The sequence below is a fragment of the Pantoea sp. EKM101V genome (genome assembly GCF_011800325.1).
GTDB classification, from domain to species: domain Bacteria; phylum Pseudomonadota; class Gammaproteobacteria; order Enterobacterales; family Enterobacteriaceae; genus Pantoea; species Pantoea anthophila.
Genome location: NZ_JAALFP010000003.1, coordinates 348,698 through 374,143, shown reverse-complemented (window position 1 = coordinate 374,143; position 25,446 = coordinate 348,698). Strand labels below are relative to the sequence as shown.

Sequence of the window (25,446 nt, the reverse complement as noted above, 5' to 3'; positions counted from 1 at the left end):
TAATTCATCGCTAAATGGCACGAGGTTTATATATGCTAAATAATGATAAGCAGGATAAAGCATCAGCTTTATCTGAGCGCCCCTAGTATCAGCGCAGTGTGACAGAGATATTTTCTGATCTGAAAAGCTCGCCCGCCGGATTATCGACTGCCGAAGCCCAGGAACGTCTGCGGAAGCAGGGCCCGAACGCCCTGCCGCAAAAGGCTGACCAGTCTGCGCTGCTCAGATTCATCGCCCATTTTAAAGATGTGCTGATCTATATCCTGCTGGCGGCGGCGGTGATCACCGCGATGATGGGGCACTGGGTGGATACCTTTGTCATTATTGGCGTGGCCGTGATTAACGCCCTTATCGGCTTTGTCCAGGAGAACAATGCCGAGAAATCACTGAAAAGCATCCAGAATATGCTCGCCAGCGAAGCGATGCTGATTCGGGATGGCAAACAGGTCACGGTGCCGACGCGCGATATCGTGGTGGGTGACGTGGTCATGCTGCGGCCCGGCGATAAAATTCCGGCCGACCTGAGACTGTATGAAGTGAATAATCTGCGGGTTGAAGAAGCCATTCTTACCGGCGAATCGACCGTGGTCTCAAAAAACAGCGATACGCTCAGCGGTGAAAAATCGCTGGGCGACCGACTGAATCTGGCCTTCTCCGGCACCACCGTCAGTTCCGGTACTGCATCAGGCGTGGTCATTGCCAGCGGCGGCGACACCGAACTGGGTCATATCAACGCGATGATCAGCGGCATCAGAGAGGCGAAAACCCCGCTGCTGGTGCAGATCGATAAACTTGGTAAGGCAATTTTTCTCATCATCCTGGCGATGATGGTGGTGCTGTTTATCTTTGGCTATCTGCTGCGGGATATCCCGCTGGGCGAACTGCTGCTCTCCGTGATCAGCCTCGCCGTTGCTACCGTGCCGGAAGGTCTGCCCGCCATTATCTCCATCATCCTGTCGCTGGGCGTCCAGTCGATGGCGCGATCCAATGCGATTATCCGGAAATTGCCGACTGTGGAAACGCTGGGCGCGATGTCCGTGATCTGCTCCGATAAAACCGGCACGCTGACCATGAATGAGATGACCGTGAAAGCAGTGGTGCTGGCAAAGAGCCGCTGGCGTGTCAGCGGTAACAGCTACGAACCCAAAGGGAAGATCGTGGCGGAGCAGGGCAGTGTGAATGCGGCGCAGGACCCTCTCTTCCAGCAGTTCCTGCAGGCGGTCGATATCTGTAACGAGAGCCAGCTGCGTCAGGACAGTCAGGGACACTGGTCCATCGTCGGTGGCCCGACCGAAGGGGCGCTCAAGGTGCTGGCGGCCAAAGGCCTGACAACCCCGCAGCCGGTGGAAGTGGTCAGCAAACTGCCGTTTGATTCCCTCTACAAATATATGTCCGTCAGCTGTGTGGTTAATGGCGAATCCTGGGTGCTGCTGACCGGCGCGCCAGATGTCCTGCTGACGCTGTGCCAGCAGCAGCAGACTCCGGACGGCCCGGAACCGATTGATCGCGCATACTGGGATGCGGCCATTACCACCTACGCCAGTGAAGGGCTGCGCACCGTCGCTGCCGCCTGGAAAAAAACCTCCGCTCCCGTGACGTCGCTGGATCACGCCGATCTGAAAAGTGAGATGGTTCTGCTGGGGCTGGCCTGCATGATGGACCCGCCACGTCCGGAAGCCATTGCGGCCATTGATGAGTGCCAGAAAGCAGGCATCCGCGTCAAAATGATCACCGGCGACCATCAGGAAACGGCGATGGCGATTGGTCAGATGCTTGGGATCGGTAACAGCCAGGCCGCCATCACCGGTTATGAGCTGGAGCATATGAACGACGCCGAACTGGCCACGGCCGCGAAAACCTATGACATTTTTGCCCGCACCAGCCCGGAACATAAGCTGCGCCTGGTAAAAGCGCTGGAGGCGAGTGGGGAGATCGTCGGGATGACCGGCGACGGCGTGAACGATGCCCCCGCCCTGAAACAGGCTAACGTGGGCATTGCGATGGGCATCAAAGGCACGGAGGTCACCAAAGAGGCGGCCGATATGATTCTGGCTGACGATAATTTCGCCACTATCGCGGCGGCGATCAAAGAAGGGCGTCGGGTTTATGACAACCTGAAAAAGACCATTCTGTTTGTCATGCCAACCTGTATGGCACAGGGGCTGCTGATCATCATCGCGATTCTGATGGGCAATCTGCTGCCGTTAACGCCGGTTCAGATTCTGTGGATGAACATGGCGACCTCGGCCACGCTGTCATTTGGTCTGGCGTTTGAGCCTGCCGAAGCTAACGTGATGCGCCGGCCACCGCGCAATGTTAAGGCCCATGTTATGGATGTCTACGCCATCTGGCGCGTGGTCTTTGTCAGTCTGCTGATCGCGGTCAGTGCCTTTGTGCTGGAAGCCTGGCTGCAGCCACGCGGCTATACCCCGGAGTTTATCCGCACCGTGCTGCTGCAGATGCTGGTAACGGCGCAGTGGGTCTATATGCTGAACTGCCGTAACACCGATGGCTTCTCGCTGGATCGCGGTCTGCTGAAAAACCGGGGCCTCTGGCTCGTCACGCTGGTGCTGATTATCCTGCAGGCGATCATCATTTATGTGCCATTGATGAACACGCTGTTTGGTACCCGCCCGCTGCCGATCAACTACTGGCTGATTTCGCTGCTGGTCTGCATCGCCATCTTTGCCGTGGTAGAGATTGAAAAACGTCTCACCCGCGGCTGGCGGGTGAAAACGCCGTCACTGCGTTAACTCAGAAATCGGGTCCTGCCGGGGATAACTCGCCAGCAGGACTTTTTTGATCAGAAAGGTCAACGGAATGGCCAGTATCCCGCCGGTAATCCCCAGCAGCGACTGCCAGAACAGAAAGGCCAGCAGCTGCGTGGTCAGTGCCAGATTCAGTCGCTTGCCAATCAGCAGCGGTTCAATCACCGAACTCAGACAGAGATTCAGCACCACAAAGAAAAGGGCTACCGCCAGTGCGACCTGCAGATCGAACAGGAGATAGCTCTGGATCACGGGCGGAATGGCCGCCAGAAACGAACCCAGCACCGGCACGTAGTTAAAAATGAACATCAGCACGCCCCAGAAAAAGGCAAACTTCAGCCCGATCAGATGTGCGCCGGCGCCCACGATCACCCCACCCAGAATGCTGGTCAGGGTTTTCACCCGGGCATAAACAATGACGCTCTGAATCCCCTCATGTAACGCCAGATAAAAGGCCCGTTGCTCTCCCTGCATACGCATTTGCAGCGCCTTTTTCAGCAGCGGCATCTCATAGAGCATAAACAGCAGCATCAGGAACACCATAATCCACCAGGAGATCACGCCCGGGATCTGCGTCAGAAAGGCGGTGACGATACGTACTATCGCCCCCGCATCCACAAAGGCCAGTAATCTGTTGGGGGTGACCGCAATATCCAGCCGGGCAAAAGCCAGCGTCAGCTGATCCAGTCGGGCGGCCAGCAGCACCGGCGCCTGACGACTGAGCTGCATCAAATCCGGTGTCAGCACCGAGAGCTTGAGGGTAGTGATGACCATGATAAACAGCATCAGGCTGATCACCAGCAGTGACGAGACGATGCGGGGGATGCGCTTTTTATCCAGCCGGGTAATCAACGGGTCAAGCATGATAGCCAGCAGCATCGCCAGCAGAACCTGGTTGATGAGCGGAGCGGCCAGATAGAGGCCTGTCAGAATAAGGGTCAGGCAGGCGAGCATAAACAGCACGCGTGCCAGCGGTGACCCGGGAGTGAACCAGCGTAGTCCCATGATGGGGCTCCTTCAGCTAACAGAAGCAGCAGTATAGATGAGGCGTCAGCCTGACTGCTTTGCGTCAGGTCAGGGGTGAGAGGCCCTCCACAGGCGGATGAGAAAGGGTGTTAAAAAAGCTTTGCCCGCAAAGTTAAAACGGCTATCTTAAAGGAAATGATCATTTCCTAATGGAATCGACGATGAATAACAACCCCCATCACGAGCGGGGACGACCCCGGGCATTCGATACGGATGCCGCACTGGACAGGGCGATGCTGCTGTTCCGGCAGAAGGGGTATCACGCGACGTCAGTCGGCGATCTCGGGCAGGCGATGCAGCTGACCACCGGCAGCATCTATAAGGCCTTTACCGACAAGCGCACGCTGTTTGCAACCGTTTTTGCCCGCTATCTCTCACTGCGGAACAGCAGTCTGGCCGCGCGGCTGGCTGAATGTGAAACGGGCCGGGAGAAGCTGGCGGCGCTGCTGCGTTTTTATGTCGATTCCGTGCGCGACGTTGAAGGTGAACGCGGCTGTCTGGTCGCGGTCAGTGCCGTTGAGCTGCACACTCTGGATGAGGAGCTGGCTGATGCGGTCAGCGCCGCCCTGCTGCGCAATCAGCAAAATCTGCAGCAGCTTATCCGTCTGGGTCAGCAGGATGGCTCAGTCAACCCGTCACTGGAGTGTGACTCCACTGCCTCACTGCTGCTCTGTCTGGTGCTGGGCATGCGGGTGGCGGGCAAAGTGGCGGCCACCCGGCCCGATGCCAGCATCATTCCGCTGGCGCTGAAAATCGTCGACTGAACTTTTTTGCTCATTAAGGAAATGACCGTTTCCTTATTATCAGGAGGTTTTATGCACGCTTTTGCTCCCTATCAGCACCATTTTGTCCGGACAGATTCACAGCGGCTGCACTACCTTAGCGCAGGCCATGCGCAGGCAGAAACTGTGGTGCTGCTCGCCGGATTTCCGCAGAGCAGCTTCGCCTGGCGGGAGGTGATCCCCCGTCTGGCGAGCCGTTTTCAGGTGATTGCACCTGACCTGCCTGGCCAGGGGGATTCAGACTTTCCGCCCGATGGCTATGACACCGACAGCGTGGCGCAGCATATCGTGGCGCTGCTGGATCAGCTGGGTATCAAACGCTTTCATCTGGTCGGGCATGATATTGGTGCCTGGGTCGCGTGGGCGCTGGCCGCGGGCTTCAGGGAAAGGGTGAGCTCTCTTGCACTGCTGGATGGCGGCATACCCGGTGTTACCCTGCCAGATTCACTGCCTGTCACGGGTGAAAACGCCGCTAAAATCTGGCACTTCGCCTTTCATGGCCTGAATGATCTGCCGGAAGCGCTGATTGCGGGCAGAGAGGCGATCTACCTGGAGTGGTTTTTTAACCGTAAGGCCGCGAATCCGCATCATATTAATGCGGCGGCGCGTCGTGAATATCTGCGCATCTTTCAGCAGCCCGGCGCGCTGCGCGCCGGACTCGCTTTCTACCGTTCGTTTGAGCGCTCTGCAGAGCAGAATCGCCAGCGCGCGCTAAAAGGGAAACTGGAGATACCGCTGCTGGCAGTCAGTGCCGATCAGGGGTCGATACCGGATATGGCCACACCGTTACGCGCGGTGGCGCAGCCGGTTTACAGTGAAAATATTCTCAACTGTGGCCACTTTATTCCGGACGAACAGCCGGAGAAATTAGCGGAAATACTCTCACTCTTTTTTATGCGGCATCCGGATAAGCCGGAACGGATAAATTAATATCAGGGAAAGTAATGTTGCGAAGTGGATTATTAATATTATTACTTATCCACGATTCTCTCATACGGCTTTCCAATAAATAATTCTATCTTATTGATTTATATTAATTCCTGAAGGCGCATTACGCGTTGCTTTCTGTCACGTGCTGTGAATAAATAAACGGTCATCACCATCCTGTATCAGGATGAAATAAAAATAAGGACCGGCATAGGCATGCCGGTCTGCTATTGCCGGGGCGGCTATGAATCAGGAAAAAGCACGACTGGCCGGGGAAATAAAAGCCAGAGTCAATGAACTTGAATCGCAGTTGGTTGCGATTCGCCGTGATATCCATGCGCATCCGGAATTAGGATTTGATACGCTGCGCACTGCCCAGGTGGTGACCGACTACCTGCGGGCTCAGGGTCTGGACCCGCAAACCGGCGTCGGCCGCAGCGGCGTTGTTGTGGATATTGTGGGCGCAGAGCCTGGAAAGACGCTGCTGTTGCGCGCCGACATGGATGCGCTGCCCATCCATGAGCAGACGGGTCTGCCGTTTGCCAGCCGCTATCCCGGCAGGATGCACGCCTGTGGTCACGATATTCACACCGCGACGATGCTGGGTGTGGCCACACTCCTGCCGCACTATCGACAGCAACTGAAAGGCTGCGTCCGGCTGATCTTCCAGCCCGCAGAAGAGACGCCTGAGAGCGGTGCCGCAGCGATGATCGCCGATGGCGCGGCAGACGGCGTCGACTGGGCGATCACCCTGCATAACAAGCCTGAACTGACCGCGGGTGAGATTGCGCTGACCCGCGGCGCCAGCACCGCCTCCAGTGACGAGTTTGATGTCACGGTGCAGGGCGTTTCAACCCACGCGGCGCGTCCGCACATGGGCACCGATCCGATCATCGCCACCGTGCATCTCATCAGCCAGTTACAGAGCATCATTTCGCGTGAACGCGATCCGGCGCACTCTGCCGTGTTAACCATCGGACACATTGAGGGCGGCACCACCCACAACATCATTCCTGACAGCTGCTTGTTCCAGGGCACCATCCGGACCAAATCTCCCGAGGTGCGTGCTGCGATGGAAGCCTCGTTTAAACGGATGTGCGAAGGCGTGGCGCTGGCGCAGAATGTGCGGGTTGAGGTGAATTTCCAGCGGGGTGTTCCGCCCCTGATGAATGACGATCGCCTGATTGACGCCCTGGAAGAGATTTTGTCTCATCAGTTCGGTAAAGCCATCATCGCTCAGCCGAGCGCCAGCTTTGGCGCCGAAGATTTTTCACTGTTTACGGAACGGGTACCGGGATGTCAGATCCATATCGGTTCGGCAACCCCGGGCCGTGACGATCACCTGCATAACTCCGACTATCAGCCGGATGAACGCAGTATTGCCGCCGGGACGCAGGCGCTGACCCGCCTTGCCATTGATTTACTCTCCGAATAATAAATGAGGTTTTATGATGATGCGTAACCGTCTGTTCACGGCTTCTCTGACCGTGGCCCTGCTTGCCACGTCTGCATTCAGCCAGGCAAAAGATTTTGGCACCCTGAAGTTTGCTACCGAAGCGGCTTATCCGCCGTTCAATCAGACCACCCCGAGCGGAAAAATCGTCGGCTATGAGCCCGATATGGTGACGGAGCTGGCTAAGCGGGCTGGCTTTAAATATGAAATCATTGCCCAGAAATGGTCAGGCATGATCCCGGGCCTGATCGACGGCAAATATGACGCGGTGGTTGATGCGGTGACCGTGACGCCGAAACGGGCTGAGGCGATTGACTTCACCCATCAGTACACCGTCAGCGTCTCCAGCTTTGTCACCGCCAAAAACAGCCCGCTGGCCACGCTGCCAGGCAGTGGCACGGTGGTCACGGCCGTTGATGACGCAGGCATGAAAAAAGCGATCGACGATCTGAAAACCACCTTCAAAGGCAAAACCATCGCGGTACAGGTCGCCACCATTCAGGCCGATTTCCTGCAGAAATACCTCGGCGATGTCGCCACCATCCGGACCTATCAGGCCGGCCCTGAAACCTTTGCTGACCTGATGAACGGGCGTGTTGACGCGGTAATGGCGTCCCGCACCAACCTCAACGCCTTTGTGAAAAAGCATGCGGATGCGATCAGCAGCAGCGGCTACGGCTTCTCAGGTGGCGTACTGGGCGCGGGCTCGGCGATTGGCCTGCGCAAAGGGAACAGCGAGCTGCAGCAGGTGCTGAATCAGGCGCTGGAGTCGATGATCAAAGATGGCACGCTGAGCAAACTGTCGATCAAATGGTTTGGCGAAGACGTCGCGCCAAAAGCGTAACCGCGGATGCTGATGAACATTGACTGGCAGATGCTGGGTTTTGGGGACGAGGGCTGGGGCGGCGTGCTGCTTAACGCCGCGGCCGTCACCGTCAGCGTTTCACTCTGCGCCTGGCTGCTGGGTGCGCTGCTCGGCAGCGTCCTCTGCTGGATGCAGATCGCCGGCGCGCGCTGGCAGCAGCGGCTGGCAGCCGGTTACATCACGCTGTTTCGTGGCGTGCCGGAACTGCTGGTGATCTATCTGTTCTACTTCGGCGGACGCCAGGTAGTTTCCGCCGTCGGCACCGCGCTGGGCCTGCAGGGGCCGTTCGATGTGAACGGTTTCGTGGCGGGAGCGATTGCCATCGGGCTGATCTCGGGTGCCTATCAGAGCGGCGTATTCCGGGGGGCCTTCTACGCTATTCCGGGTGGAACGCTGGAAGCAGCGACCGTCACCGGGATGGGGCGACTGATGATGTTCCGTCGCATCATCGTCCCGCAGGCGCTGCGCACGGCGCTGCCCGGTATGGGCAACCAGTGGCAATCGGTGATCAAAGAGTCGGCACTGGTGTCGGTGACCGGACTGGTTGAAACCATGAATCAGGTCTCAACGGCGGCCAACTCGACCCAGATGTCCTTTTTCTTCTACAGCGTGGGTGCCGTGATCTATCTGATTATCACCACCTGCTCCGATATGGTGTTCCGCTACGTGGAGAAATTTGCGATGCGCGGTCAACAGCGCGTGAAAAGCTAGGGAGTCCACGTGGATATCAACTTTTTACAGCAGACGCTGCTGGCGCTGCTGAAGGGATTGCCGCTGACCATCAACCTGGCGCTGCTGTCGCTGCTGGGAGGGGGCGTACTGGCGCTGCTGCTTAATCTGCTGCGCATGACGCGAGTCGGCAGCCTGTTCTGCCGCTTTTATGTCTGGCTGTTTCGCGGCACGCCGTTGCTGATCCAGATCTTTATGGTCTACTACGGACTCGGCAGTTTACCGGCGGTGCGGGAGAGCCTGTTCTGGCCGCTGCTGCGCGATCCTTACTGGTGCGGCTTGCTGGCGCTGATCCTCAATGATGCCGCCTATACCTCGGAGATCCTGCGCGGCGGGTTGCGGGCTGTCAGCTCGCAGTCACTGGAAGCCGCCAGGGTGTCGGGCATGTCGTCGTACAAAATCTTTACCCGCATCACTCTGCCGATTGCGATCCGTCAGGCGCTTCCGGCTTACAGCAATGAAATCATCTCTATGATCAAGGCGACCTCGCTGGTCAGCACCATCAGCCTGATGGAGATGACCGGCATTGCGGATTCCATCGTCTCTTCCACGTTCCGGGCGCTGGAGGTATTCCTGAGCGCGGCGGTGATCTACCTGATACTGACCATGCTGGTCAGCAAAGGCGTATCAATGCTGGAACGACGCCTGTCACCTTACTATTTTGGAGCACGCTCATGACGGCCCCCACGATTATGCTGAGCCATCTCAGAAAGAGTTATGCGGGACACGAAGTGCTGCACGACATCAGTCTGACTGCCCAGGATGGCGACGTGATTTCGCTGATTGGAGCCAGCGGATCGGGCAAAAGTACGCTGTTGCGCTGCATCCCGTTTCTTGAAGTGCCTCAGGCCGGTGAGATAGCGGTAGGCGAAGTCAGCGTCACGCTGGATAATGCCGATGAAAAACTGAACCGGGAGCAGCGTCGGCGCATTAAGCTGATGCGCATGCAGCTCGGCTTTGTGTTTCAGAGCTTTAATCTGTGGCCGCATAAAACCGTGATGCAGAACATTATTGAAGCCCCGGTTCATGTGCAGAAGCGCAGCCACCGCGAGGCTGTCGAAGAGGCGGAAGCGCTGCTGCACAAGGTCGGGCTGTATGCAAAGCGCGACGCCTGGCCCTCTCAGCTCTCCGGCGGACAGCAGCAGCGTGTGGCCATTGCGCGGGCGCTGGCGCAGCAGCCGAAAGCGATTCTGTTCGATGAGCCGACCTCGGCGCTGGATCCGGAGCTGGTGGGCGAAGTCCTGCGGGTGATCCGCGGCCTGGCGGAAGAGGGGCGCACCATGATTATCGTCACGCATGAGATGGGTTTTGCGCGTGACGTGTCGAACAAGGCGGTGTTTCTGCATCAGGGGATCATCGAGGAGTCAGGTTCGCCGGAACAGGTGTTCCTCGATCCCATTTCGCCACGCTGCCGCGCCTTTGTGAACAGTCACTTTGAGCGTAACACCGGCCAGGCAGGCTGAAGCAGGCAGGGCCGCGCAGCGCGAACGACACCTTAAGAATGTCAGCAATCCCCGGGCGAACGCCGGGGATTGTTACAGCAGCGAACGGGAAGGTTTCATTCAGACAAACCGCTCCCGCCACTATCTCACCCGGGACTAGGCTTCTCCGCCGGGACGGCCTGCGTCTACCATGGCCTGCCACTGCTGATAGCTGGGACGCTGCTGGATCTTCAGGTACCACGCTTTCAGCGCCTCACACTCCTCCGGAATAGCCAGATTCACCAGGGCGGCGAATATCATTCCACCGGTGACGGCGATATCGGCCATTGAGAAGGTGTTGCCCGCCACATAGGGCTGTGAGCGTAAAACGCGGTCAAAGTAGTGCATGCCCCTGAGCGCTTTTTCGCCCATCTTCGCACCCCATTCCGGATTCTGATAAAGCTCAACCTCGGGTCCCAGACCTGCCGTGGCATGATGGAAATAGACGCTTACCGCATCCAGAAATTCAATCTCGGCCCGTTTAGTCATCATATGAATTACCCCCTGTTCCAGCGGGGTCACACCCGTAAGAAGGGGATGCTGATCCTGCCGATCCAGATATTGCGTGATTGCCGTACATTCCGCGATCAGCGTCCCATCACTCAGTTCTAACACCGGCAGTGTGCCTGAGTAGTTGATGGCTAAAAAATCCGCCTTTTTATGTTCCCCTTTCCAGAGATTGACCGGAATAAATTCGACCTGAGAAAGCAGACCTTTTTCCGCCAGGGCTATTCTGACCCGGGCAGGATAGGGGCCGTCATACCAGTCGTAGATTTTCATCGAAGGTTGAGTTGAAACGTGTGATACAGCGTCTGAAAAAGTCATGATTTATTTACCTACCTGTCAAATGGTAGGTAGATTGTGGCCAGGGAAATTCAGCCTGTCAACATCTGTCTACCAGTTGGCAGGTAAAAATTTTTTCCCTATACTTCCTCCTCACGTTTCAGAGGAAAACAGCGTTATGAGCTTGAATGCGCGTGAGGCCATCCTGGCAGCCGCAAAGCGTGCTGCGCAGAATCATGGTTACAACGGGATAAATTTCCGCACCATTGCTGACGAAGTCGGCATAAAAAATGCCAGTATCTATTATCACTTCGCCAGTAAAGCAGACCTTGGCGCGGCTGTGGCAAATCGCTACTGGCAGGATACTGCACAGGCGTTACAGACCATCCGGGAGCAAAGTGCCTCTCCCGCTGAAGCCCTGAAGCACTATCCGCAAATTTTCCGGCGTTCTCTGGCTGACGCCAACAGGCTCTGTTTATCCAGCTTCATGGCGGCCGAATATGATGATTTGCCTGAAGAAGTGAAGCGTGAGGTGCAGTGTTTCGTCGACGCGAACGTGGCATGGTTGCATCAGGTGCTGAATGAAATGACGCCCGATGACGCACAAAAAAATGCGCAGCGTGCGCTGGCCATCTATACCGCGGTTGCCGGTGCGCAGTTAATTGCCCGCACGCGGCAGGATATTACCCTGTTCGATCATCTGATGGCGACCTATGAGGAGAGCGGCCTGATTCCGCAGCCGACGCAAGCCTGAATATCCCCGCCGGAACGCGTTGTTCAGCGACGGGCGGCAGCCGCTGAGCAGGATTCGCGTCACGACGGATAACGCCTCAGGTCTTAACCGCCTGATGGCGCAGGCCGCCTGCCAGTAGCGTGAAGGCTTCAAGCATCTCTGGCAGCGCCTTTTCCGGGTTGCTGCTGGCTGCAACCCAGAGTGCAGCATTGAGGGCGCTGCTGTTAAGCAGATGTGCGGCGGCGTCGGCATCGACCGGCTTAACCGCACCGCTTTCAATCAGCCTGACGAGACGTTCCCGTGTGGCCGCCAGGCAGCTGTTCTGGCTGGGCCACTGTGCAGGATCGCCCAGGAAAGCCGGGCCATCCCGCAACACGATGCGCTGGACTTCGGCATCCATCGCCAGACGAATGTAGGCGATCCCTTCGGCGATCAGCCTTTCCCACTCATCCGTTACCGAAGCGGCCGCCGCCTGAGCCCGCTGCGCCATTTCCCCATCGACCTGCGCCACCACCGCTGCCAGCAGCCCTGTTTTGTCGCCAAAATTGTGATAAAGCGCGCCGCGAGTCAGCCCGACGCTCGCCGTAAGTTCATCCATTGAGGCCCCGGCAAAGCCCTTTTCAGCAAAGGCTTTCCGTGCTGCTGCGATCAATTTTGCACGGTTTGCTTCCATCGTTTCAGCGCGACTGGCTGCCATAAACTCCTCCAGCTCACATACGCCGCGTATATCATTTGACATACGGCGCGTATGTATTATTAATGTGACATACGCGGCGTATATTAAATCATTCCGGTTTATGCCGCATCCTGCATTCATTCCGTAACCCGAGGAAACACGATGATCACGCGCGAACCCATTTTTCCCGCTCACCGGCACGCACTTTATCAGCAGCATGGCTATTCCGCGGCAATCCGCTCAGGCGATCTGTTGTTTGTCTCCGGCCAGGTCGGCAGCCGGGCTGACGGCACGCCGGAACCTGATTTCGCGGCCCAGGTCGCCCTCGCATTTGACAATCTGGCGGCGACGCTGGCGGCGGCAGGATGCACCTTTGATGATTTGATCGACGTCACCACATTTCACACCGATCCTGAAAATCAGTTTGCGACGATCATGCAGGTCAAAGCGTCCATCTTTCCGCAACCGCCTTATCCCAACTGGACCGCTGTCGGCGTGACCTGGCTGGCGGGGTTCGATTTTGAGATCAAGGTCATTGCCCGCATTCCCCGATAACGGAAAGTTTTCGTCACACCATCCTCTGCCAGCGACACTGGCGTTCAGCGGGGCTGTGATCAGTTCTCTTTACGTCCCAGGAAACGCTCTTTCATCAGCGTAAGGGCAATGCCGATATCCAGCACGGGCGAGGGCGGCATGAAACTGGCCTGGCCCAGCGACAGCATATCCGCAAGGTGCGGGTTATCCTGCTTCAGCATGAAGTCAGCCAGCAGCGAGCCCGCCACGGTCTGTTTCGATACGCCCGCGCCGTTACAGCCGCCCGCCGTGCAGATAAATCTGTTCAACACCCCCCATTGCGGCGCGCCGTTGCGTGTCACGCTCAGGGTGCCGGACCAGGTGTGAGTGATCTTCACGCTGTTCAGGGTGGGATAGAGTTTGCTGAACAGGCGCTGATGGTGTTGCGTCGCCTGATGGGTTTGTGCCGCAGTGACCTGTCCCCGAAGCGCGGGAATCACATGCTGGCGAATCAGAAAACGGCGGTCGGAGGTGAAACGAAAGGTGGCACCGGCAATGGCATTCACCGGCGTGACGCCCCAGCTCTGCATCGGGGGCAGCGTCGCCAGTTGCGCGTCTGTCAGCGGTTCGGTGATGCTGGCGAAGGTGGCCATAGCGGCCTGACGGGCCAGGCCAGGGCGCAGTTCTGGCGATAACGCGTTGGTCGCCAGCATGACCTGAGCTGTTCTGATTGTGCCAAAAGGGGTCACCACCTCCGCCAGACTGCCGGTACGAATCCCCAGTACGGGTGTATTTTCGAAGCGCTGAACATTTTCCGGTAAATGGTGGTGCAGGCCGGCAATCAGCTGCGCCGGATTAACCAGCACACAGCCCGGCGTGAAGATCCCTTTGCTGTAAAAGCGGGTACCGAGTTTATGGTACAACTCATCGCTGTAAGCCAGCGTCCAGGGTTCATCCATGAGATCGAGATGTCGGCTGTATTCATTTAAAATACGATCGTTGCCCCGTTCCGCCTGACAGTGATATTTGCCCACCTTCTGCCAGTCGCATTGAAGGTTATGCTGCGAAATCTCCTGCTCCAGCTGCCGGATGCCTTCCTGAAGCAGATTCCGGTAAGCATGCGCCTTTTTTAACTCCGCCGTGGAGCTGCCAATATTGTGGGGCAGTCCGATAACAAACCCTGAGTTGCGCGCCGATGCGCTCTCCCTTGTGGTACAGGCATCGACGATAACGATTTTCAGCTCGGGTTTAATTTCTGCCAGGCGGCGCGCAAAAGCGACACCGGCGAACCCCGCGCCGACGATAACCCAGTCTGCCGTGATATCGCCTCGCAGAGCCGGTTGCGGTGCATAAGCGTGCCCGCCCGCAGGCCAGCCCGGTTCATTATGATTAAAAGGTAGTGATGCGTAGCGCAATTCCCTGTGCCCTATAGAAAAATAAAGGAATTTTATAAGGGAAAGCAGGATCGCAGTGCCAGCGGTAACCTGACGAAGATTGATTTCAGACAAATTTCGCGGGCAGAGGTCGCTATTCTCTTTACCGCCTTGCCAGCAGGCGATAAGGATTTCAGATTAAATCACCCGGATTATCTCAGCCGTGACCTGCATGGCGGCTTCATCCAGCGTGCCTTCATTACGGCATAAAACCCAGCCGGTGCGGGCAATTTCACGCTCGAACGCCCGCGTGCATTCGGCATGCTCTTCCAGCCTGTGAAGGACCGTGCTTCCCAGCCCGCGGGAGCGTGCTGCCGCCCGTGACCATGAAATCTCAGGCGCGGTGACCACGCCGACATGCAGGTCCGGTATGCGCACGTCCTGCGCGTGGTTCATCTGCAAAATCTCTGCAAACGGGATCCGCCGGCGAAAGGCCGCGTCGGAGGGATACCAGCGATCCATCAGGATAATGCTGTCGGGCGGCTGGCGGGTCAGCACGTTGCGGGAAATCCACGCCCGGCTGGCCGCTAAGCGCTCACAAACTTCCCGTTCCAGATCCACAGAGGGATCTCTGGCGAGCCGGTTAACCAGCGCCATGGTCTGCGCTCTGTCAGGATCGCTTTTTTTCTCGCAAAGCCGGACCACCTTTCGGTTGTCTGCCCTTAACCGTGCCGTGATCGCTTCCAGCAGGGTCGTTTTACCGGCACCTTTGGGGCCATCCAGAGAAACAAACAGCTGACGATTCATGGTCTGACTGACGGATGAGAGGGGATGTGGGTGAAATCTTTCTTTGCCAGAGACATCTTCTTTCCTGATTGAATGAGCTGATTCTGATCGCGCAATTAATCCTGCAAAGGATAACAGGTTGTCCAGTTGTAGTTGACCTCTGCCAGCATCAGTTCGCCTTCTACCTTCCCGTACTTGAGGGTCTGGCGTGCCAGAAAGAACTGCCGCAGCGGCGCGGGTAAATAAGCCGCGCCGTAGCGCAGCAGGGTCGAGTGCCAGAAGGGGGCCGGCAGGGCGCTGCCGGTGTGACGCTTCAGCAACTCTTCTTTCCAGCGGGAGTTGAGAACCTTTTCACAGAAGGCGTGACGCAGGTCTGTTGCCGGCGCGTCGGGGATGCCCGCCAGCAACAGCTGTCCCGGCAACGCGACTAAACGAAGATCTCTGATAACAATGTTTTGCGCGTGAAAACCGGACCAGAGCGCCCTGAGTTCAGCTATTTTTTCCGGCAAAGGTGCGTGCTCAATATAGAGCGGCAGGGTCAGGGGTAAAAAGGTAAAGTGCAGACCCCGCTCCGGCAAGGTATCGGCCAGAGGGTCATCCCCGGTAAGCTGTTTCAGTTCATCCAGCAAACGTGAAACCGCGGGGGGAACGGCGGGCTGAATGCCGGTTGCCAGGGCCAGCTTCTGCGGGTCGTAATAGCTCTCTTTCTTAATCTCCCCAATCCCCGCGTTTTTCGCCCACATCGCGAGCGTTTTCTCACTGGCAGCGTGATAGAGGTTTTGCAGAGTCGCTGAATTCATGACACTCCTTCTGACAGTCGGGGGAAACAGAGACGCATCGTCAATATTATCCCTGCCATCGCGTTCGGGCCAGGCGATTCATTCAGTGATCATTCCGGAAGCGGTAAACCTCACTACTTACCGGGCTTTATCGGGGCTACCGGATCTCCTGATACCGCCTTAACCGGACAACATCGGGACAGATCGGGACAAGCGCGGGCATGAGTCTGGAATCCATGTTGTTGCTCTGCTATTCATGAGGCCGATGACGAAAACGTATGTCTGCTACCGGAGATAAAATGAATTTTTACCGCAGCACAGAATTTACCGGTTCGAAGGCCTGGGACGCTCAGCACATCGCGAGCTTCGGCAATACCAGCGTGAAACTTCACTGGACCGATCGGCCCTATAAGTGGCACATCAACGATGGGCAGGAGGTTTTTGCGGTGATGGATGGGTGTGTTGAAATGCAATATAAAGAACAGGGTGAGATTAAACGCAGGGTTCTGAATACAGGCGATATTTTCTATGCCAGTGAAGGTACAGAGCATATTGCGCGTCCCCAGGGCGTTGCCCGCGTGCTGGTCATCGAGAAAGAGGGATCGGTTTAAGTGGGGGCGTCATCCCTGTCAACCAGCTAAAGAAGCCGCCGGTGCAGGCGGCTCTGCCAGGGACTGAAGCAGGCGTGCGCCCGTTTTCCCGGTCGCGCGGTTAATGCGCGGTGGCGGTTTTCGCGGCCGGGCGCTGGGGCAGCAGCACCAGCAGCGCGATGATGATCAGGCCCAGCGTCAGCGAGGCACCGTAGCGACTCAGCGCGAGCCCGCCCGAGGCAAGCGGTTTGTCCAGAAAATCGCCCACCACTGCACCCAGAGGCCGCGTGAGGATAAAGGCCGCCCAGAATAGCGCCGTGCGCGAAAGCGAGGTAAAGCGACTCGCCGCCCAGATAAGCGCCAGCGCACCCGCAAACAGCAGAATACCGCCATCGTAACCCAGCCCTTCAGTGTCTGCCGCCCAGTCACCTAATGCCGTGCCCAGCGTCTGGGAAAACATGATGGTTACCCAGTAGAAGGTCTCAGTGACGCCATTGTTCACCGAACTGACCGCCACCGTGCCGCAGGTCATTTTCCAGAGAAACAGAGAGAGGGTCAGCAGCGTGATCAGCAGCAGAGTGCCCCCCGGATAGCCAATATTCAGAGAGCGGTCGGCAAAATCCGCCAGCGTGGTGCCCACCGTGGTGGTCGCCACCACGGTGAACCAGTAAATCCATTTATTGAAACCGGGACGGTTAATCTGCACCACCACCGCGACAAGAAAGATAATGGCGAAAATCAGCGTTCCGGTCAGATATCCCAGATTCATTGACATAGTTACCGCATCGCCGCCGGTTTCACCCAGGGTTGTCGCCGCGATTTTGGTTAACCAGAATGCCGCGGTTACGGCAGGCACTTTACTCAGAGAAAGCGATGCTGTGTTGTTATTTTGCATAGGGTCACGCTCCGGAAAAAGCCCAATATGAGCTAACAGAGCAGGGATGTTATAAGAGTATTCTTAAGGAAAGATGAAGCGCCGGAAAGTGGGGCAGTTAACGCGACAGGGCTAAAGATTCCGGCCTGATGAGCCGATAAACAGGAGCTGATACCTCAGAGACTGCACCCTGTCATAAACGTTCTGCGCACATCCCTGTAAGGATCGCGGCCTCAGAAACAACGGCCAGCCAGGTCCGGGCGCCCGCCATACGCGATGGCCGGTTTCGCCTCAGGCTCACCCAGTGACTGTTGCCTCCTGCCGCGTCAGACGGACATTTACGGTTATAATCAGGTCTGTAGCGACGAGTATTGAGCTTGTTTAGTATCGTCAGCAACATCGGAGTCGGCCGCCATGAACTTAATGATTGAACCATCTTTCACTGCCGTCTGGTCTACAGACGCTCAGGGTATCTGCGTTGCCAGTCAGGAAACACCGGCTGGCCTGATGCCTGCTCTGAAGGGGGTGACGCTGAGTTCCTGGCTGGAACTGGCGCAGGCTGACGATGATGCAAAGATCGCGCTGCAGCTGACCGCGGCGCTGGAATATCTGACCCCTTTCTACTTTGAAGTGCCTATCCACTGTCTGGACGGTGAAACACGCCGCGTCGTGGTTTCCGGCCTGCCGGAGAGTCTGCCTGGCACCTCCCACCAGAAGTACAACGGCTTCATCCTGGATGTGACTGCACAGCGTAAAGCGCTGGAGGATGCGGTGCGCACGGCGGCGGAATATCGCCTGCTGATCGAGAACAGTACCGATCTGATTGCCCATTGCGATGCGAATGGCAGATACGTCTCGATCTCGCCCTCCTACAGCGAAATGATAGGCTGGAGACCTGAAGAGGTGGTTGGTCAGTTGGTGGTCGATTTCCTGCATCCTGACGATCGCGAATCTGCCTCGGCAGCGCTGGCACATATCTTCAGCGGCGGAACGCTGCCGGATGTGGTTGAAGTACGTAAACTGCATCGTGACGGCCACTACCTCACGCTGGGCACTAAAGCCTGTGGCGTCAGCAATCCCTCTTCAGGCAAAAATATCGGTGCCGTGCTGGTTTCGCGTGACATCACGCGTGACAAGGAAAGGATGCGCAATCTCGAAGAGCTGGCGACCCGCGACCCGCTGACCGGGCTGCCTAATCGCGCCTGGATTAACGAGCAGATTGGCCGAATGCTGGCGGAGACAGAGGACCCGGCTTTCACCACCGTGATGTTTATCGATCTCAATGGATTCAAGGCAGTGAATGATCTCATGGGCCATGCGACAGGGGATGCCTTACTGCAGCAGGTCGGTGAACGGCTGCAGCGCTGCATGCGCCCGGGCGACTCGGTGGCCCGGATGGGCGGCGATGAGTTTATTGTGGCAGCAAAGTGCAGTCATCGCGGGGTGGCATCGGCCATCGCCCTGCGCATTATTGACAGCCTGGAGGCCCCCTTCGTCATCGATAACATGGACGTGCGCATCGGTGCAGCGATTGGCATCAGCCTGGCCCGCTTCGGAACGGCAACGGCGAAAATGCTGTTCGAGCGCGCCGACAAAGCGATGTATCAGGCTAAAGCCCGCCGCGATGGCTCCTATCAGTTTTTTGAGCAGGCAGCCCTGTGATCACTGGCTGTCCGAATCCTGTCAGCCGCTGCGCTTAGCGCCATCTCACTCCTGTCTCACGCGTTCAAAAATGTTCACATCTGCTGTCCCGGCTCACGCTCATCATACCCCTCCTGAGCCTGCTGCATGGTTTCGCCATGTTGCTTCGCCCAGTTGACCAGCGCGACAAACGGCTCCTGCAGGGTTCTGCCCAGAGGCGTGATCGCATACTCCACCGCGACAGGTGAGGAGGCGATCACGTGCCGGCTTATCAGTCCGTTTCGCTCCAGACGGCGTAATGCCTCAGTCAGTGATTTGTGGGTAATGGGATCGAGCCTGCGCTTAATGGCATTAAATCGCGACGGCTGTGAGCACAACACGGTCAGGATTAACACCGACCATTTGTTGGCAACCTGTTCCAGGATCGGGCGGGTACTGTTGATCTCTGCCAGCAGAGCGGTGATATCGGTAGCCATGCGGTTTCCTCAAGGATATCTGATGTACATCAGGTGCGTAATTGACACTAAATATACGAAATGTATCATCCATCGTTCAACCTCTTTACGGAGTGGCAATGATGAAACTGAGTGGAAAAGTGGTTCTGGTGACCGGTGGCAGCAGCGGTATCGGTCTTGCCATCGCTCGCCGTTTTGTGCAGGAAGGCGCACGGGTTTTTATTACCGCCCGACGCGAAGCTCAGCTGGCAGAGGCCGTTACGCTAACCGGCGGTCAGGCTGAAGCGATAGCGGGTGACCTGACAGATGCCAGCGATCTCGCACGTTTGTTCGGGACGATTCAGGCCAGAGCCGGTCGCCTCGATATCCTGGTTAATGCATCAGGTGTGGCTGTACCGGCAAACCTGGATGAGACCTCAGCAGAGCATATTGACCTTATTTTTGGTCTGAACGTGCGTGCCATGGTGCTGACGGTACAGCATGCTGTCAGGCTCATGGAGGAGGGAGGGGCCATTCTGCTGATCGGTTCCATCGCGGGGGGAATCGCCAATCCGGGTTATGGAACCTATTCTGCCAGTAAGGCCGCTGTTCGCGCTTATGCCCGCACCTGGAACAGCGAACTGGCACCGCGCGGTATCAGGGTCAACACACTCAGTCCGGGCCCGACGGATACGCCGATGTTCGACCAGGCCAGCGATGAGCTAAGGCAGGCACTGAGCGCGCGAATACCGGCAGGGCGGCTGGGCGATCCGGATGAAGTGGCTGCAGCGGCCCTGTTCCTGGTCTCAGACGAAAGCCGTTACATCTGCGGCAGCGAACTGGTGATTGATGGTGGCATGACGGCCTGACGGCCCTGTGCTGAAACCGTAAACCGGCCGGCCGGGGGCCGGTTTTGCTCACAGAACAGCTCTGAACCTGTCCGTCTTTATTGCTGGACAGCGTCCGCAATCACTCTGGCTGCGCTGGCGAGCACATCTTTACGCGCGGCGGCGCTTTTATCGTGCTGCGTAAAGTAGGTGGTCAGGACGAGGGGGGCGTGATTTTTCGGCCAGATAACGGCGATGTCATTGGTGGTGCCGTAGTCGCCACTGCCGGTTTTATCGGCCACTATCCAGTCTGCCGGAAGGCCCGCTTTAATACTGGCTGCCCCCGTGGTATTGCCCTTCATCCAGGCTGTCAGTGTGGCTTTCTGATCGTCTTTAAGCGCAGGACCTAAAACAAGTTTGTTAAGACTCGCTGCCATCGCTGAAGGAGTAGTGGTATCGCGAGGATCACCCGGAATCGCGGTGTTGAGGCCTGGCTCGTTTCTGTCCAGCCGGAACATCGTATCACCAAGGGTTCGCGCAAACTGCGTGGCATACTGCGGGCCGCCCAGATACGCCAGCAGCTTGTTCATCGCCGCGTTATCGCTGTATTGCAGGGCCGCCGCGCTCAGCTCCGCGAGGCTCATCGCCGAACCGATATGCTTCATGGTGACAGGATTGTAATTCACCATATCGTGCTGACTTATATAAATTTTCTTATTAAGTAAAGTATCAGCATTTTTATTTTTTTTTAACCCTTCGCTCTTTTTTAATATCGCAGCAACGGCCATCACCTTACTGGTACTGCACAGTGGAAATCTTTCGTTGCCGCGCCAGGAATATTGCACACTATCAGACGTATCAATGACGGCCAGGCCCAGCCGGCCTCCGGATTGACGTTCAAGTTTCTCAAACTGATTGTTCAGGGATTGCTGATCGAAAGCCGCATGTGCTGACGCTGAACATCCCGCTGCGGCGAATAACACTATTCCGGCCAGGCGGTTTTTAAATTTATTCATTATTAAACGTTCCCTATACAAAAATTAATTAAATCTGAATTGTCACAAGGCCGTGACTGAATATCGTTCCCCTTAATTACGGACTCCAAAATAAATCAGTTTTACGGCGAGTCAAAACGGTATAAATTGATGCCAGTCATAACTTTTTCTGGGGGCTATAGTGAAAGGGGATATTCCGCTTAACGCTCTGCGCGCATTTGAAGCCTCTGCCCGCCATCTCAACTTTACCCGGGCAGGCATGGAACTGTTCGTTTCGCAGGCGGCGGTCAGCCAGCAGGTCAGATTGCTTGAAGAGCGGTTAGAAACCACATTATTCAGAAGGCTTTCGCGTGGTCTTGAAATGACCGATGAGGCGCGATTGCTGTTTTCTGAGATTTCTGATGCCTTTCATCGGATTGAGAAAGCCTATCGTCAGTTTGAAGGGGGTGAAGTCAGGGAGGCGCTCACGCTCTCCTGTGTGGGCACCTTTGCGCTGGGGTGGCTTCTACCGAAAATTGACGATTTCCGGCAACGCCATCCCGCTATCGAACTGAGTATTCAGACCAATAACAATGTGGTGAGCATCGCCGGAGAAGGTGTCGATTTTGCTATAAGATATGGTTCTGGCAACTGGTCGGCATCACATAATCAACTGCTATTTGATGCACCGCTGACGCTATTATGTCGGCCAGATACGGCGAAAAGACTTAACCGGCCTGAGGATATTACGGGCGAAAATTTATTGCGCTCTTATCGTCATGAAGAGTGGGAAAACTGGTTTGCTGCGGCGGGTATTCCCCCCTTCAGAATTAACGGGCCTGTTCTGGATTCATCGCGTCTGATTATTGATGCCGTATTGATTACCGGGGGCGTTGCGCTGGCACCGGAAATTATGTTTGAACCCGAAATAAAGCGCGGGCTGCTCGTCAGGCCTTTTGATATTTATTCCGGCAATGACGGATACTGGCTGACCTGGCAAAGAGCCCGGAAAATGACGCCGTCGATGCAAATATTCCGTGAGTGGATTATTCAGACCATTATCAGACAGTAGCGCCTGATATCGCGGCGCTTCAAAACAGGGCAGAAACCTGTCGGCGGGCTTCGATCTTCAGAAGGCGCGCTCATCGCCCTGACAGCGCAGCGACAATGGCCGACTCCATCTTCTCCGGGGCGGTGATGGGGGCAAATCGTTTTAGCGGTGTGCCGTCGGGTCCAATCAGGAATTTCGTGAAGTTCCACTTGATTCGGCCACCTGGAATGCCGGGTAGCGCCTCTTTCAGGTAACGAAACAGCGGGTGTGCCGCGGCCCCGTTGACCTCCACTTTGCCGAACATCGGGAAACTTACGCCGTAATTGATGTGGCAGGTTTGTGCGATATCGTCAGCACTGCCGGGTTCCTGCCTGCCGAACTGATTGCAGGGGAAACCCAGTATCACCAGTCCCTGATCGGCATATCTGCGATAAAGGGTTTCCAGGCCAGCATACTGCGGTGTGAACCCACAGCGGCTGGCGGTGTTGACCACCAGCACCGTCCTGCCTGCGTAGTCTGCCATGGAGGCCATCTGACCGTTCAGAAGCGGGGCCGTGAATTGATAAAAGGACGTCATGTCGGAAACCTCAGAACAAAACCGTGTAAGGCGCGATTGTCGCATGGCGCGGCGGGCGGATCACCTGCTGAGCGGCAGCCACCGCAGAGACAAACGCCCGGAGAATGCACTGCTTCGGGCGCCGGTCACTCCCAGGGGGGCGGATAAAACCTGCCGCCCTGATCCTCTGCGCGAGGCAGATGAATCAGCCGTTGTCGCGGAATCCGGGATAAAGACTCATGCCGCCATCTATAAAGAGCGTTGTGCCATGAACGTAATCGGAAAGATCGCTGGCAAGCCAGACTACCGCATTCGCCACATCTTCAGCCGCACCGATGCGGCCATAGGGGATCAGTTTTAACAATGCTTTGCCCGCCTCACCCTGGGTGGTCTCCTCATTGATGGCGGTCGCGATAGCGCCAGGCGCAACCGAGTTAACGCGGATACGCGCCTCACCCACCTCCTGCGCCAGCGTTTTCATCAGCAGGTCTACGCCGCCTTTGGAGGCGGCATAGTTAACGTGTCCGGCCCAGGGAATGAGCTGATGAACCGAACTCATATGAATGATCTTCCCTGCCGCTCTGCTGATCTCCGGACTGTGTCCCTGATCGCGGAACTGGCGCAGCGCAGCCCGCGCGCACAAAAACTGCCCGGTCAGGTTTACATCCAGAACGGTATTCCAATCCTCCAGCGTCATTTCGATAGAGGGGGCATCTTTCTGCAGGCCTGAGTTAGCCACCAGAATGTCCAGTCTGCCAAACTCAGCAAGGGTCTGCGCAAAGAGATTATCGACATCTGCCTCTTTCGACACATCACCTTTCACTGCGATAGCACGACCGCCACCGGCCCGGATTTTTTCTGCCAGCTCTTCGGCAGGCTCGGCCTGACTGTGATAGTTAATGACCACAGCGGCCTCTTCCCTTGCGAGGGCTTCTGCACAGGCATAGCCGAGGCCTGAACTGGCACCGGTCACCAGCGCAACCTGATTTTTGAGAGATAGATTCATGAGGCTTCCTTATTCAGTAAAGAGTCAATGTATGTTGTGACCGGCCGTTCTGTTCTGTGCGTCACTCAGCGGGAGCCGCGCCGTAAGAGGCTGGGGCACTCAGCTGTTTTTGCCACCAGTCTCTGCGTAAGGCGGAACCGCGACCTCTCGCTGCCACGATTAAAAAGGGCGCAGGGTGATGAATCACTGAATTATAGATGCGAAGTAGAGGCTTAGCCGTGAATGCGCGATGAGCCCTCATCCGGGCATTGTGAGACGGGTCCAGTCTTATTTATCCGGTGCATGAGTGCCAGGGGGGATGTTGCTGACCGGATTTCGTTTTATTCTGACGGTTAAAAGAAAAACGGAGGCTGGCATGATTAGGGTAGAAAAAGCCGATCCCTGCGCCCCGGAGTCGCAACGGCTGATAAATGCGCTTTCAGCCGAGCTCGCGGCGATAACCGGCGATGATGGCAGGCGTCACTGTGCAGTGGCTGCTATGGATGAGGAGAGGGCGCTCTGGGTGGTGGCCAGAAATCATCAGGGTGTGGCTGTAGGCTGCGGCGCTATCCGACCGCTTACAGAGACGGTTGCCGAACTGAAGAGAATGTATTCAGACCGCAGTGACGCCGGAATCGGCAGGGCATTACTGACCTTCCTCGAAGAGTCGGCGCTGGGAATGGGATACACGGAGATCTGGCTCGAAACCCGTGCTGTGAACCATAAGGCTGTCCGTTTTTATCAGAACAGCGGATATAACCGCATCGCAAATTATGGGCCCTACATAAACCGGGAAGAGGCGGTGTGCTTTGCTAAGGTGCTGAGCGATGAGCGGGAATAACGTTCAATCTATGGCGGCTATGCTGATGAAGATTTCAGGATAGCGGCACGTGAGCGTTGGTTCTTCATTCACATCTTTCAGCGCAGCAGGAATAGCATCCGCGTTTTGCATTGTGTATCTGGATATAGCTTACCTGAGGATCGTTAAAAAATTGCGCAAAGAGATCTTCAGCCCCTTTTCCCTCCACAATATCCGTCAGTTGTAAAAAATGTTTTTTGTCATAGGCCCGTAATGACAGTGCTCTATTGCGCATGACTTCGGGTAATTCGTTAAGGTAAATGCCCTGTCAGGTGCACCCCTCCCGGATATAGATCGCATGGGTGCCAAAATAGGGTGAGTCTGCAGGCTGATAAATATGATTGATCAACAAAGCGGTTTCACCGACGGGGATGTCGCACAATGAAATTCTGTCGGGATAACCAGGATAGCACTCTACCGTTTGTCGAATTGCATTATGCTTTTTCAGATAACTTTCGCTCTGTCCATAAAGATGAGCAAACGGCTCTGCTTTCAGGCCTGAAATCCTGTAGTTCATCCTGTCCTCTCTGGTTGTCATCGTTACACCCTCAGTCATGACTTTAACGAAAACCTTCAGGAGCCACTCGCCGTTTTCGGTCAGGAGAATGCAGTTACATCAAATGCAGCGCGTTTCAGGCAGAGCCTCCATCCGACGCTAATAAGTCAGCAAGGTTGTGATTGAGAGTCCGCATCCATACGCTATATGCGTTTAAGCAGTCAGTCTCGCCAGCAGAGCCGTTTTGAAGGAAATACCTGAAACCAGGCTGTCCCCGGAACAAGCGGTATAAAAGCAAAAATTATCCCTGGATGACGGCCTTTGTTCTCATTACTCTCTCCCGTCGCATCAACCCCGCAAAAAATCTGTCCGGTCTTTATCCTGGTAACGACTTGCCCGTCACATAAACCAGATGTGCTGAATACTTTTTTGTGACAAATAACACAACCTGATTACATCTTCCGGCGGAGACGCTTTTTTATCGT

At 56.2% G+C, this 25,446-nt stretch carries 26 protein-coding genes and 1 pseudogene; 15 read left to right on the top strand and 12 right to left on the bottom strand.

Annotated features, from left to right (window positions below):
• The first annotated feature begins 98 nt into the window (after positions 1–98).
• Positions 99–2,753, top strand: coding sequence for a cation-transporting P-type ATPase (locus tag HFD92_RS07965; RefSeq protein ID WP_255461707.1), 2,655 nt, complete (start codon positions 99–101; stop codon positions 2,751–2,753).
• Here HFD92_RS07965 and HFD92_RS07960 read toward each other — a convergent pair.
• Positions 2,742–3,773: an AI-2E family transporter gene (locus HFD92_RS07960; RefSeq protein WP_140029275.1), complete on the bottom strand. Its 1,032-nt coding sequence runs from the start codon at positions 3,771–3,773 to the stop codon at positions 2,742–2,744. The two genes, HFD92_RS07965 and HFD92_RS07960, sit on opposite strands and share 12 nt — an antisense overlap.
• Positions 3,774–3,943: 170 nt before the next feature.
• On the opposite strand from HFD92_RS07960, the gene HFD92_RS07955 reads away from it, so the two are divergent.
• From HFD92_RS07955 to HFD92_RS07925, 7 genes are all read left to right on the top strand, one after another.
• Positions 3,944–4,558 (top strand): TetR/AcrR family transcriptional regulator, encoded by a 615-nt coding sequence (locus HFD92_RS07955; protein WP_111207205.1) that lies wholly within the window; start codon positions 3,944–3,946, stop codon positions 4,556–4,558.
• Between the two features lie 51 nt (positions 4,559–4,609).
• Positions 4,610–5,506 (top strand): alpha/beta fold hydrolase, encoded by an 897-nt coding sequence (locus HFD92_RS07950; RefSeq protein ID WP_167428697.1) that lies wholly within the window; start codon positions 4,610–4,612, stop codon positions 5,504–5,506.
• A 241-nt stretch (positions 5,507–5,747) separates the two neighbouring features.
• Entirely contained in the window at positions 5,748–6,938 is a 1,191-nt protein-coding gene (locus HFD92_RS07945; RefSeq protein ID WP_167428696.1) for a M20 family metallopeptidase, read from the top strand.
• Positions 6,939–6,951: 13 nt separating this feature from the next.
• A complete protein-coding gene (locus HFD92_RS07940) occupies positions 6,952–7,800 on the top strand; it encodes a transporter substrate-binding domain-containing protein (RefSeq protein ID WP_185185194.1) in 849 nt (282 codons plus the stop codon).
• Between the two features lie 6 nt (positions 7,801–7,806).
• Positions 7,807–8,532: an ABC transporter permease gene (locus HFD92_RS07935; protein ID WP_009092725.1), complete on the top strand. Its 726-nt coding sequence runs from the start codon at positions 7,807–7,809 to the stop codon at positions 8,530–8,532.
• A 9-nt stretch (positions 8,533–8,541) separates the two neighbouring features.
• The gene (locus HFD92_RS07930) at positions 8,542–9,228 is read left to right on the top strand and encodes an ABC transporter permease (RefSeq protein WP_046102848.1); all 687 of its coding nucleotides are present in this window, start codon (positions 8,542–8,544) and stop codon (positions 9,226–9,228) included.
• Positions 9,225–10,013: an ABC transporter ATP-binding protein gene (locus tag HFD92_RS07925; protein ID WP_058957239.1), complete on the top strand. Its 789-nt coding sequence runs from the start codon at positions 9,225–9,227 to the stop codon at positions 10,011–10,013. The genes HFD92_RS07930 and HFD92_RS07925 overlap by 4 nt, the downstream gene beginning before the upstream one ends.
• 135 nt (positions 10,014–10,148) lie before the next feature.
• Here HFD92_RS07925 and HFD92_RS07920 read toward each other — a convergent pair whose 3' ends face one another.
• Positions 10,149–10,811: a glutathione S-transferase gene (locus tag HFD92_RS07920; RefSeq protein ID WP_167428695.1), complete on the bottom strand. Its 663-nt coding sequence runs from the start codon at positions 10,809–10,811 to the stop codon at positions 10,149–10,151.
• A gap of 181 nt (positions 10,812–10,992) precedes the next feature.
• Between HFD92_RS07920 and HFD92_RS07915 the strand changes: the two genes are divergently transcribed.
• Positions 10,993–11,568 (top strand): TetR/AcrR family transcriptional regulator, encoded by a 576-nt coding sequence (locus HFD92_RS07915; RefSeq protein WP_009092721.1) that lies wholly within the window; start codon positions 10,993–10,995, stop codon positions 11,566–11,568.
• Positions 11,569–11,644: 76 nt separating this feature from the next.
• Here HFD92_RS07915 and HFD92_RS07910 read toward each other — a convergent pair whose 3' ends face one another.
• Positions 11,645–12,244 carry a TetR/AcrR family transcriptional regulator gene (locus tag HFD92_RS07910; RefSeq protein WP_046102852.1) on the bottom strand — a complete coding sequence of 200 codons (600 nt, stop codon included), beginning with the start codon at positions 12,242–12,244 and terminating at the stop codon, positions 11,645–11,647.
• Positions 12,245–12,385: 141 nt separating this feature from the next.
• Here HFD92_RS07910 and HFD92_RS07905 point away from each other — a divergent pair, with 141 nt between their 5' ends.
• The gene (locus HFD92_RS07905; protein ID WP_009092719.1) at positions 12,386–12,778 is read left to right on the top strand and encodes a RidA family protein; all 393 of its coding nucleotides are present in this window, start codon (positions 12,386–12,388) and stop codon (positions 12,776–12,778) included.
• Between the two features lie 59 nt (positions 12,779–12,837).
• Here the strand turns inward: HFD92_RS07905 and HFD92_RS07900 are convergent, their stop codons facing one another.
• From HFD92_RS07900 to HFD92_RS07890, 3 genes are all read right to left on the bottom strand, one after another.
• On the bottom strand, positions 12,838–14,151 hold the full coding sequence (locus HFD92_RS07900; protein WP_167428694.1) for an FAD-binding oxidoreductase: 1,314 nt from the start codon (positions 14,149–14,151) through the stop codon (positions 12,838–12,840).
• Positions 14,152–14,307: 156 nt separating this feature from the next.
• Positions 14,308–14,916, bottom strand: a complete 609-nt coding sequence (locus tag HFD92_RS07895) for a dTMP kinase (protein ID WP_009092717.1) — start codon at positions 14,914–14,916, stop codon at positions 14,308–14,310.
• A 95-nt stretch (positions 14,917–15,011) separates the two neighbouring features.
• A complete protein-coding gene (locus HFD92_RS07890; protein ID WP_167428693.1) occupies positions 15,012–15,695 on the bottom strand; it encodes a hypothetical protein in 684 nt (227 codons plus the stop codon).
• A gap of 278 nt (positions 15,696–15,973) precedes the next feature.
• Here HFD92_RS07890 and HFD92_RS07885 point away from each other — a divergent pair, with 278 nt between their 5' ends.
• Positions 15,974–16,285, top strand: a complete 312-nt coding sequence (locus tag HFD92_RS07885) for a cupin (RefSeq protein WP_167428692.1) — start codon at positions 15,974–15,976, stop codon at positions 16,283–16,285.
• A gap of 100 nt (positions 16,286–16,385) precedes the next feature.
• Here HFD92_RS07885 and HFD92_RS07880 read toward each other — a convergent pair whose 3' ends face one another.
• Positions 16,386–17,159, bottom strand: a complete 774-nt coding sequence (locus tag HFD92_RS07880) for a hypothetical protein (protein WP_167428691.1) — start codon at positions 17,157–17,159, stop codon at positions 16,386–16,388.
• Between the two features lie 393 nt (positions 17,160–17,552).
• On the opposite strand from HFD92_RS07880, the gene HFD92_RS07875 reads away from it, so the two are divergent.
• Positions 17,553–18,800, top strand: coding sequence for a sensor domain-containing diguanylate cyclase (locus tag HFD92_RS07875; protein ID WP_167428690.1), 1,248 nt, complete (start codon positions 17,553–17,555; stop codon positions 18,798–18,800).
• Between the two features lie 74 nt (positions 18,801–18,874).
• Here the strand turns inward: HFD92_RS07875 and HFD92_RS07870 are convergent, their stop codons facing one another.
• A complete protein-coding gene (locus tag HFD92_RS07870) occupies positions 18,875–19,255 on the bottom strand; it encodes a helix-turn-helix domain-containing protein (RefSeq protein ID WP_167428689.1) in 381 nt (126 codons plus the stop codon).
• Between the two features lie 98 nt (positions 19,256–19,353).
• Here HFD92_RS07870 and HFD92_RS07865 point away from each other — a divergent pair, with 98 nt between their 5' ends.
• Positions 19,354–20,082, top strand: coding sequence for an SDR family NAD(P)-dependent oxidoreductase (locus tag HFD92_RS07865; protein ID WP_150029274.1), 729 nt, complete (start codon positions 19,354–19,356; stop codon positions 20,080–20,082).
• Between the two features lie 77 nt (positions 20,083–20,159).
• Here the strand turns inward: HFD92_RS07865 and bla are convergent, their stop codons facing one another.
• Positions 20,160–21,056, bottom strand: coding sequence for a class A beta-lactamase (bla, locus tag HFD92_RS07860; protein ID WP_167428688.1), 897 nt, complete (start codon positions 21,054–21,056; stop codon positions 20,160–20,162).
• A gap of 160 nt (positions 21,057–21,216) precedes the next feature.
• On the opposite strand from bla, the gene HFD92_RS07855 reads away from it, so the two are divergent.
• Positions 21,217–22,086, top strand: a complete 870-nt coding sequence (locus HFD92_RS07855; RefSeq protein ID WP_140029261.1) for a LysR family transcriptional regulator — start codon at positions 21,217–21,219, stop codon at positions 22,084–22,086.
• 70 nt (positions 22,087–22,156) lie between these two features.
• Here the strand turns inward: HFD92_RS07855 and HFD92_RS07850 are convergent, their stop codons facing one another.
• Together HFD92_RS07850 and HFD92_RS07845 are read right to left on the bottom strand one after the other, a co-directional pair.
• Positions 22,157–22,642: a glutathione peroxidase gene (locus tag HFD92_RS07850; RefSeq protein WP_167428687.1), complete on the bottom strand. Its 486-nt coding sequence runs from the start codon at positions 22,640–22,642 to the stop codon at positions 22,157–22,159.
• Positions 22,643–22,826: 184 nt separating this feature from the next.
• Positions 22,827–23,627 carry an SDR family oxidoreductase gene (locus tag HFD92_RS07845; RefSeq protein WP_167428686.1) on the bottom strand — a complete coding sequence of 267 codons (801 nt, stop codon included), beginning with the start codon at positions 23,625–23,627 and terminating at the stop codon, positions 22,827–22,829.
• Positions 23,628–23,982: 355 nt separating this feature from the next.
• Here HFD92_RS07845 and HFD92_RS07840 point away from each other — a divergent pair, with 355 nt between their 5' ends.
• On the top strand, positions 23,983–24,447 hold the full coding sequence (locus HFD92_RS07840) for a GNAT family N-acetyltransferase (RefSeq protein ID WP_167428685.1): 465 nt from the start codon (positions 23,983–23,985) through the stop codon (positions 24,445–24,447).
• A gap of 64 nt (positions 24,448–24,511) precedes the next feature.
• Here HFD92_RS07840 and HFD92_RS07835 read toward each other — a convergent pair.
• Positions 24,512–24,982: pseudogene (locus HFD92_RS07835) on the bottom strand (DUF1203 domain-containing protein).
• Positions 24,983–25,446 lie beyond the last annotated feature (464 nt).

Bases quoted from the DNA above. Each gene is read 5' to 3' on its own strand.
- HFD92_RS07960 (WP_140029275.1), bottom strand. From the start codon at position 3,773: ATGGGACTACGCTGGTTCACTCCCGGGTCACCGCTGGCACGCGTGCTG.
- HFD92_RS07955 (WP_111207205.1), top strand. From the start codon at position 3,944: ATGGAATCGACGATGAATAACAACCCCCATCACGAGCGGGGACGACCC.
- HFD92_RS07950 (WP_167428697.1), top strand. From the start codon at position 4,610: ATGCACGCTTTTGCTCCCTATCAGCACCATTTTGTCCGGACAGATTCA.
- HFD92_RS07945 (WP_167428696.1), top strand. From the start codon at position 5,748: ATGAATCAGGAAAAAGCACGACTGGCCGGGGAAATAAAAGCCAGAGTC.
- HFD92_RS07940 (WP_185185194.1), top strand. From the start codon at position 6,952: ATGATGATGCGTAACCGTCTGTTCACGGCTTCTCTGACCGTGGCCCTG.
- HFD92_RS07935 (WP_009092725.1), top strand. From the start codon at position 7,807: ATGCTGATGAACATTGACTGGCAGATGCTGGGTTTTGGGGACGAGGGC.
- HFD92_RS07925 (WP_058957239.1), top strand. From the start codon at position 9,225: ATGACGGCCCCCACGATTATGCTGAGCCATCTCAGAAAGAGTTATGCG.
- HFD92_RS07920 (WP_167428695.1), bottom strand. From the start codon at position 10,811: ATGAAAATCTACGACTGGTATGACGGCCCCTATCCTGCCCGGGTCAGA.
- HFD92_RS07915 (WP_009092721.1), top strand. From the start codon at position 10,993: ATGAGCTTGAATGCGCGTGAGGCCATCCTGGCAGCCGCAAAGCGTGCT.
- HFD92_RS07910 (WP_046102852.1), bottom strand. From the start codon at position 12,244: ATGGCAGCCAGTCGCGCTGAAACGATGGAAGCAAACCGTGCAAAATTG.
- HFD92_RS07905 (WP_009092719.1), top strand. From the start codon at position 12,386: ATGATCACGCGCGAACCCATTTTTCCCGCTCACCGGCACGCACTTTAT.
- HFD92_RS07895 (WP_009092717.1), bottom strand. From the start codon at position 14,916: ATGAATCGTCAGCTGTTTGTTTCTCTGGATGGCCCCAAAGGTGCCGGT.
- HFD92_RS07890 (WP_167428693.1), bottom strand. From the start codon at position 15,695: ATGAATTCAGCGACTCTGCAAAACCTCTATCACGCTGCCAGTGAGAAA.
- HFD92_RS07885 (WP_167428692.1), top strand. From the start codon at position 15,974: ATGAATTTTTACCGCAGCACAGAATTTACCGGTTCGAAGGCCTGGGAC.
- HFD92_RS07880 (WP_167428691.1), bottom strand. From the start codon at position 17,159: ATGCAAAATAACAACACAGCATCGCTTTCTCTGAGTAAAGTGCCTGCC.
- HFD92_RS07875 (WP_167428690.1), top strand. From the start codon at position 17,553: ATGAACTTAATGATTGAACCATCTTTCACTGCCGTCTGGTCTACAGAC.
- HFD92_RS07870 (WP_167428689.1), bottom strand. From the start codon at position 19,255: ATGGCTACCGATATCACCGCTCTGCTGGCAGAGATCAACAGTACCCGC.
- HFD92_RS07865 (WP_150029274.1), top strand. From the start codon at position 19,354: ATGATGAAACTGAGTGGAAAAGTGGTTCTGGTGACCGGTGGCAGCAGC.
- bla (WP_167428688.1), bottom strand. From the start codon at position 21,056: ATGAATAAATTTAAAAACCGCCTGGCCGGAATAGTGTTATTCGCCGCA.
- HFD92_RS07850 (WP_167428687.1), bottom strand. From the start codon at position 22,642: ATGACGTCCTTTTATCAATTCACGGCCCCGCTTCTGAACGGTCAGATG.
- HFD92_RS07845 (WP_167428686.1), bottom strand. From the start codon at position 23,627: ATGAATCTATCTCTCAAAAATCAGGTTGCGCTGGTGACCGGTGCCAGT.
- HFD92_RS07840 (WP_167428685.1), top strand. From the start codon at position 23,983: ATGATTAGGGTAGAAAAAGCCGATCCCTGCGCCCCGGAGTCGCAACGG.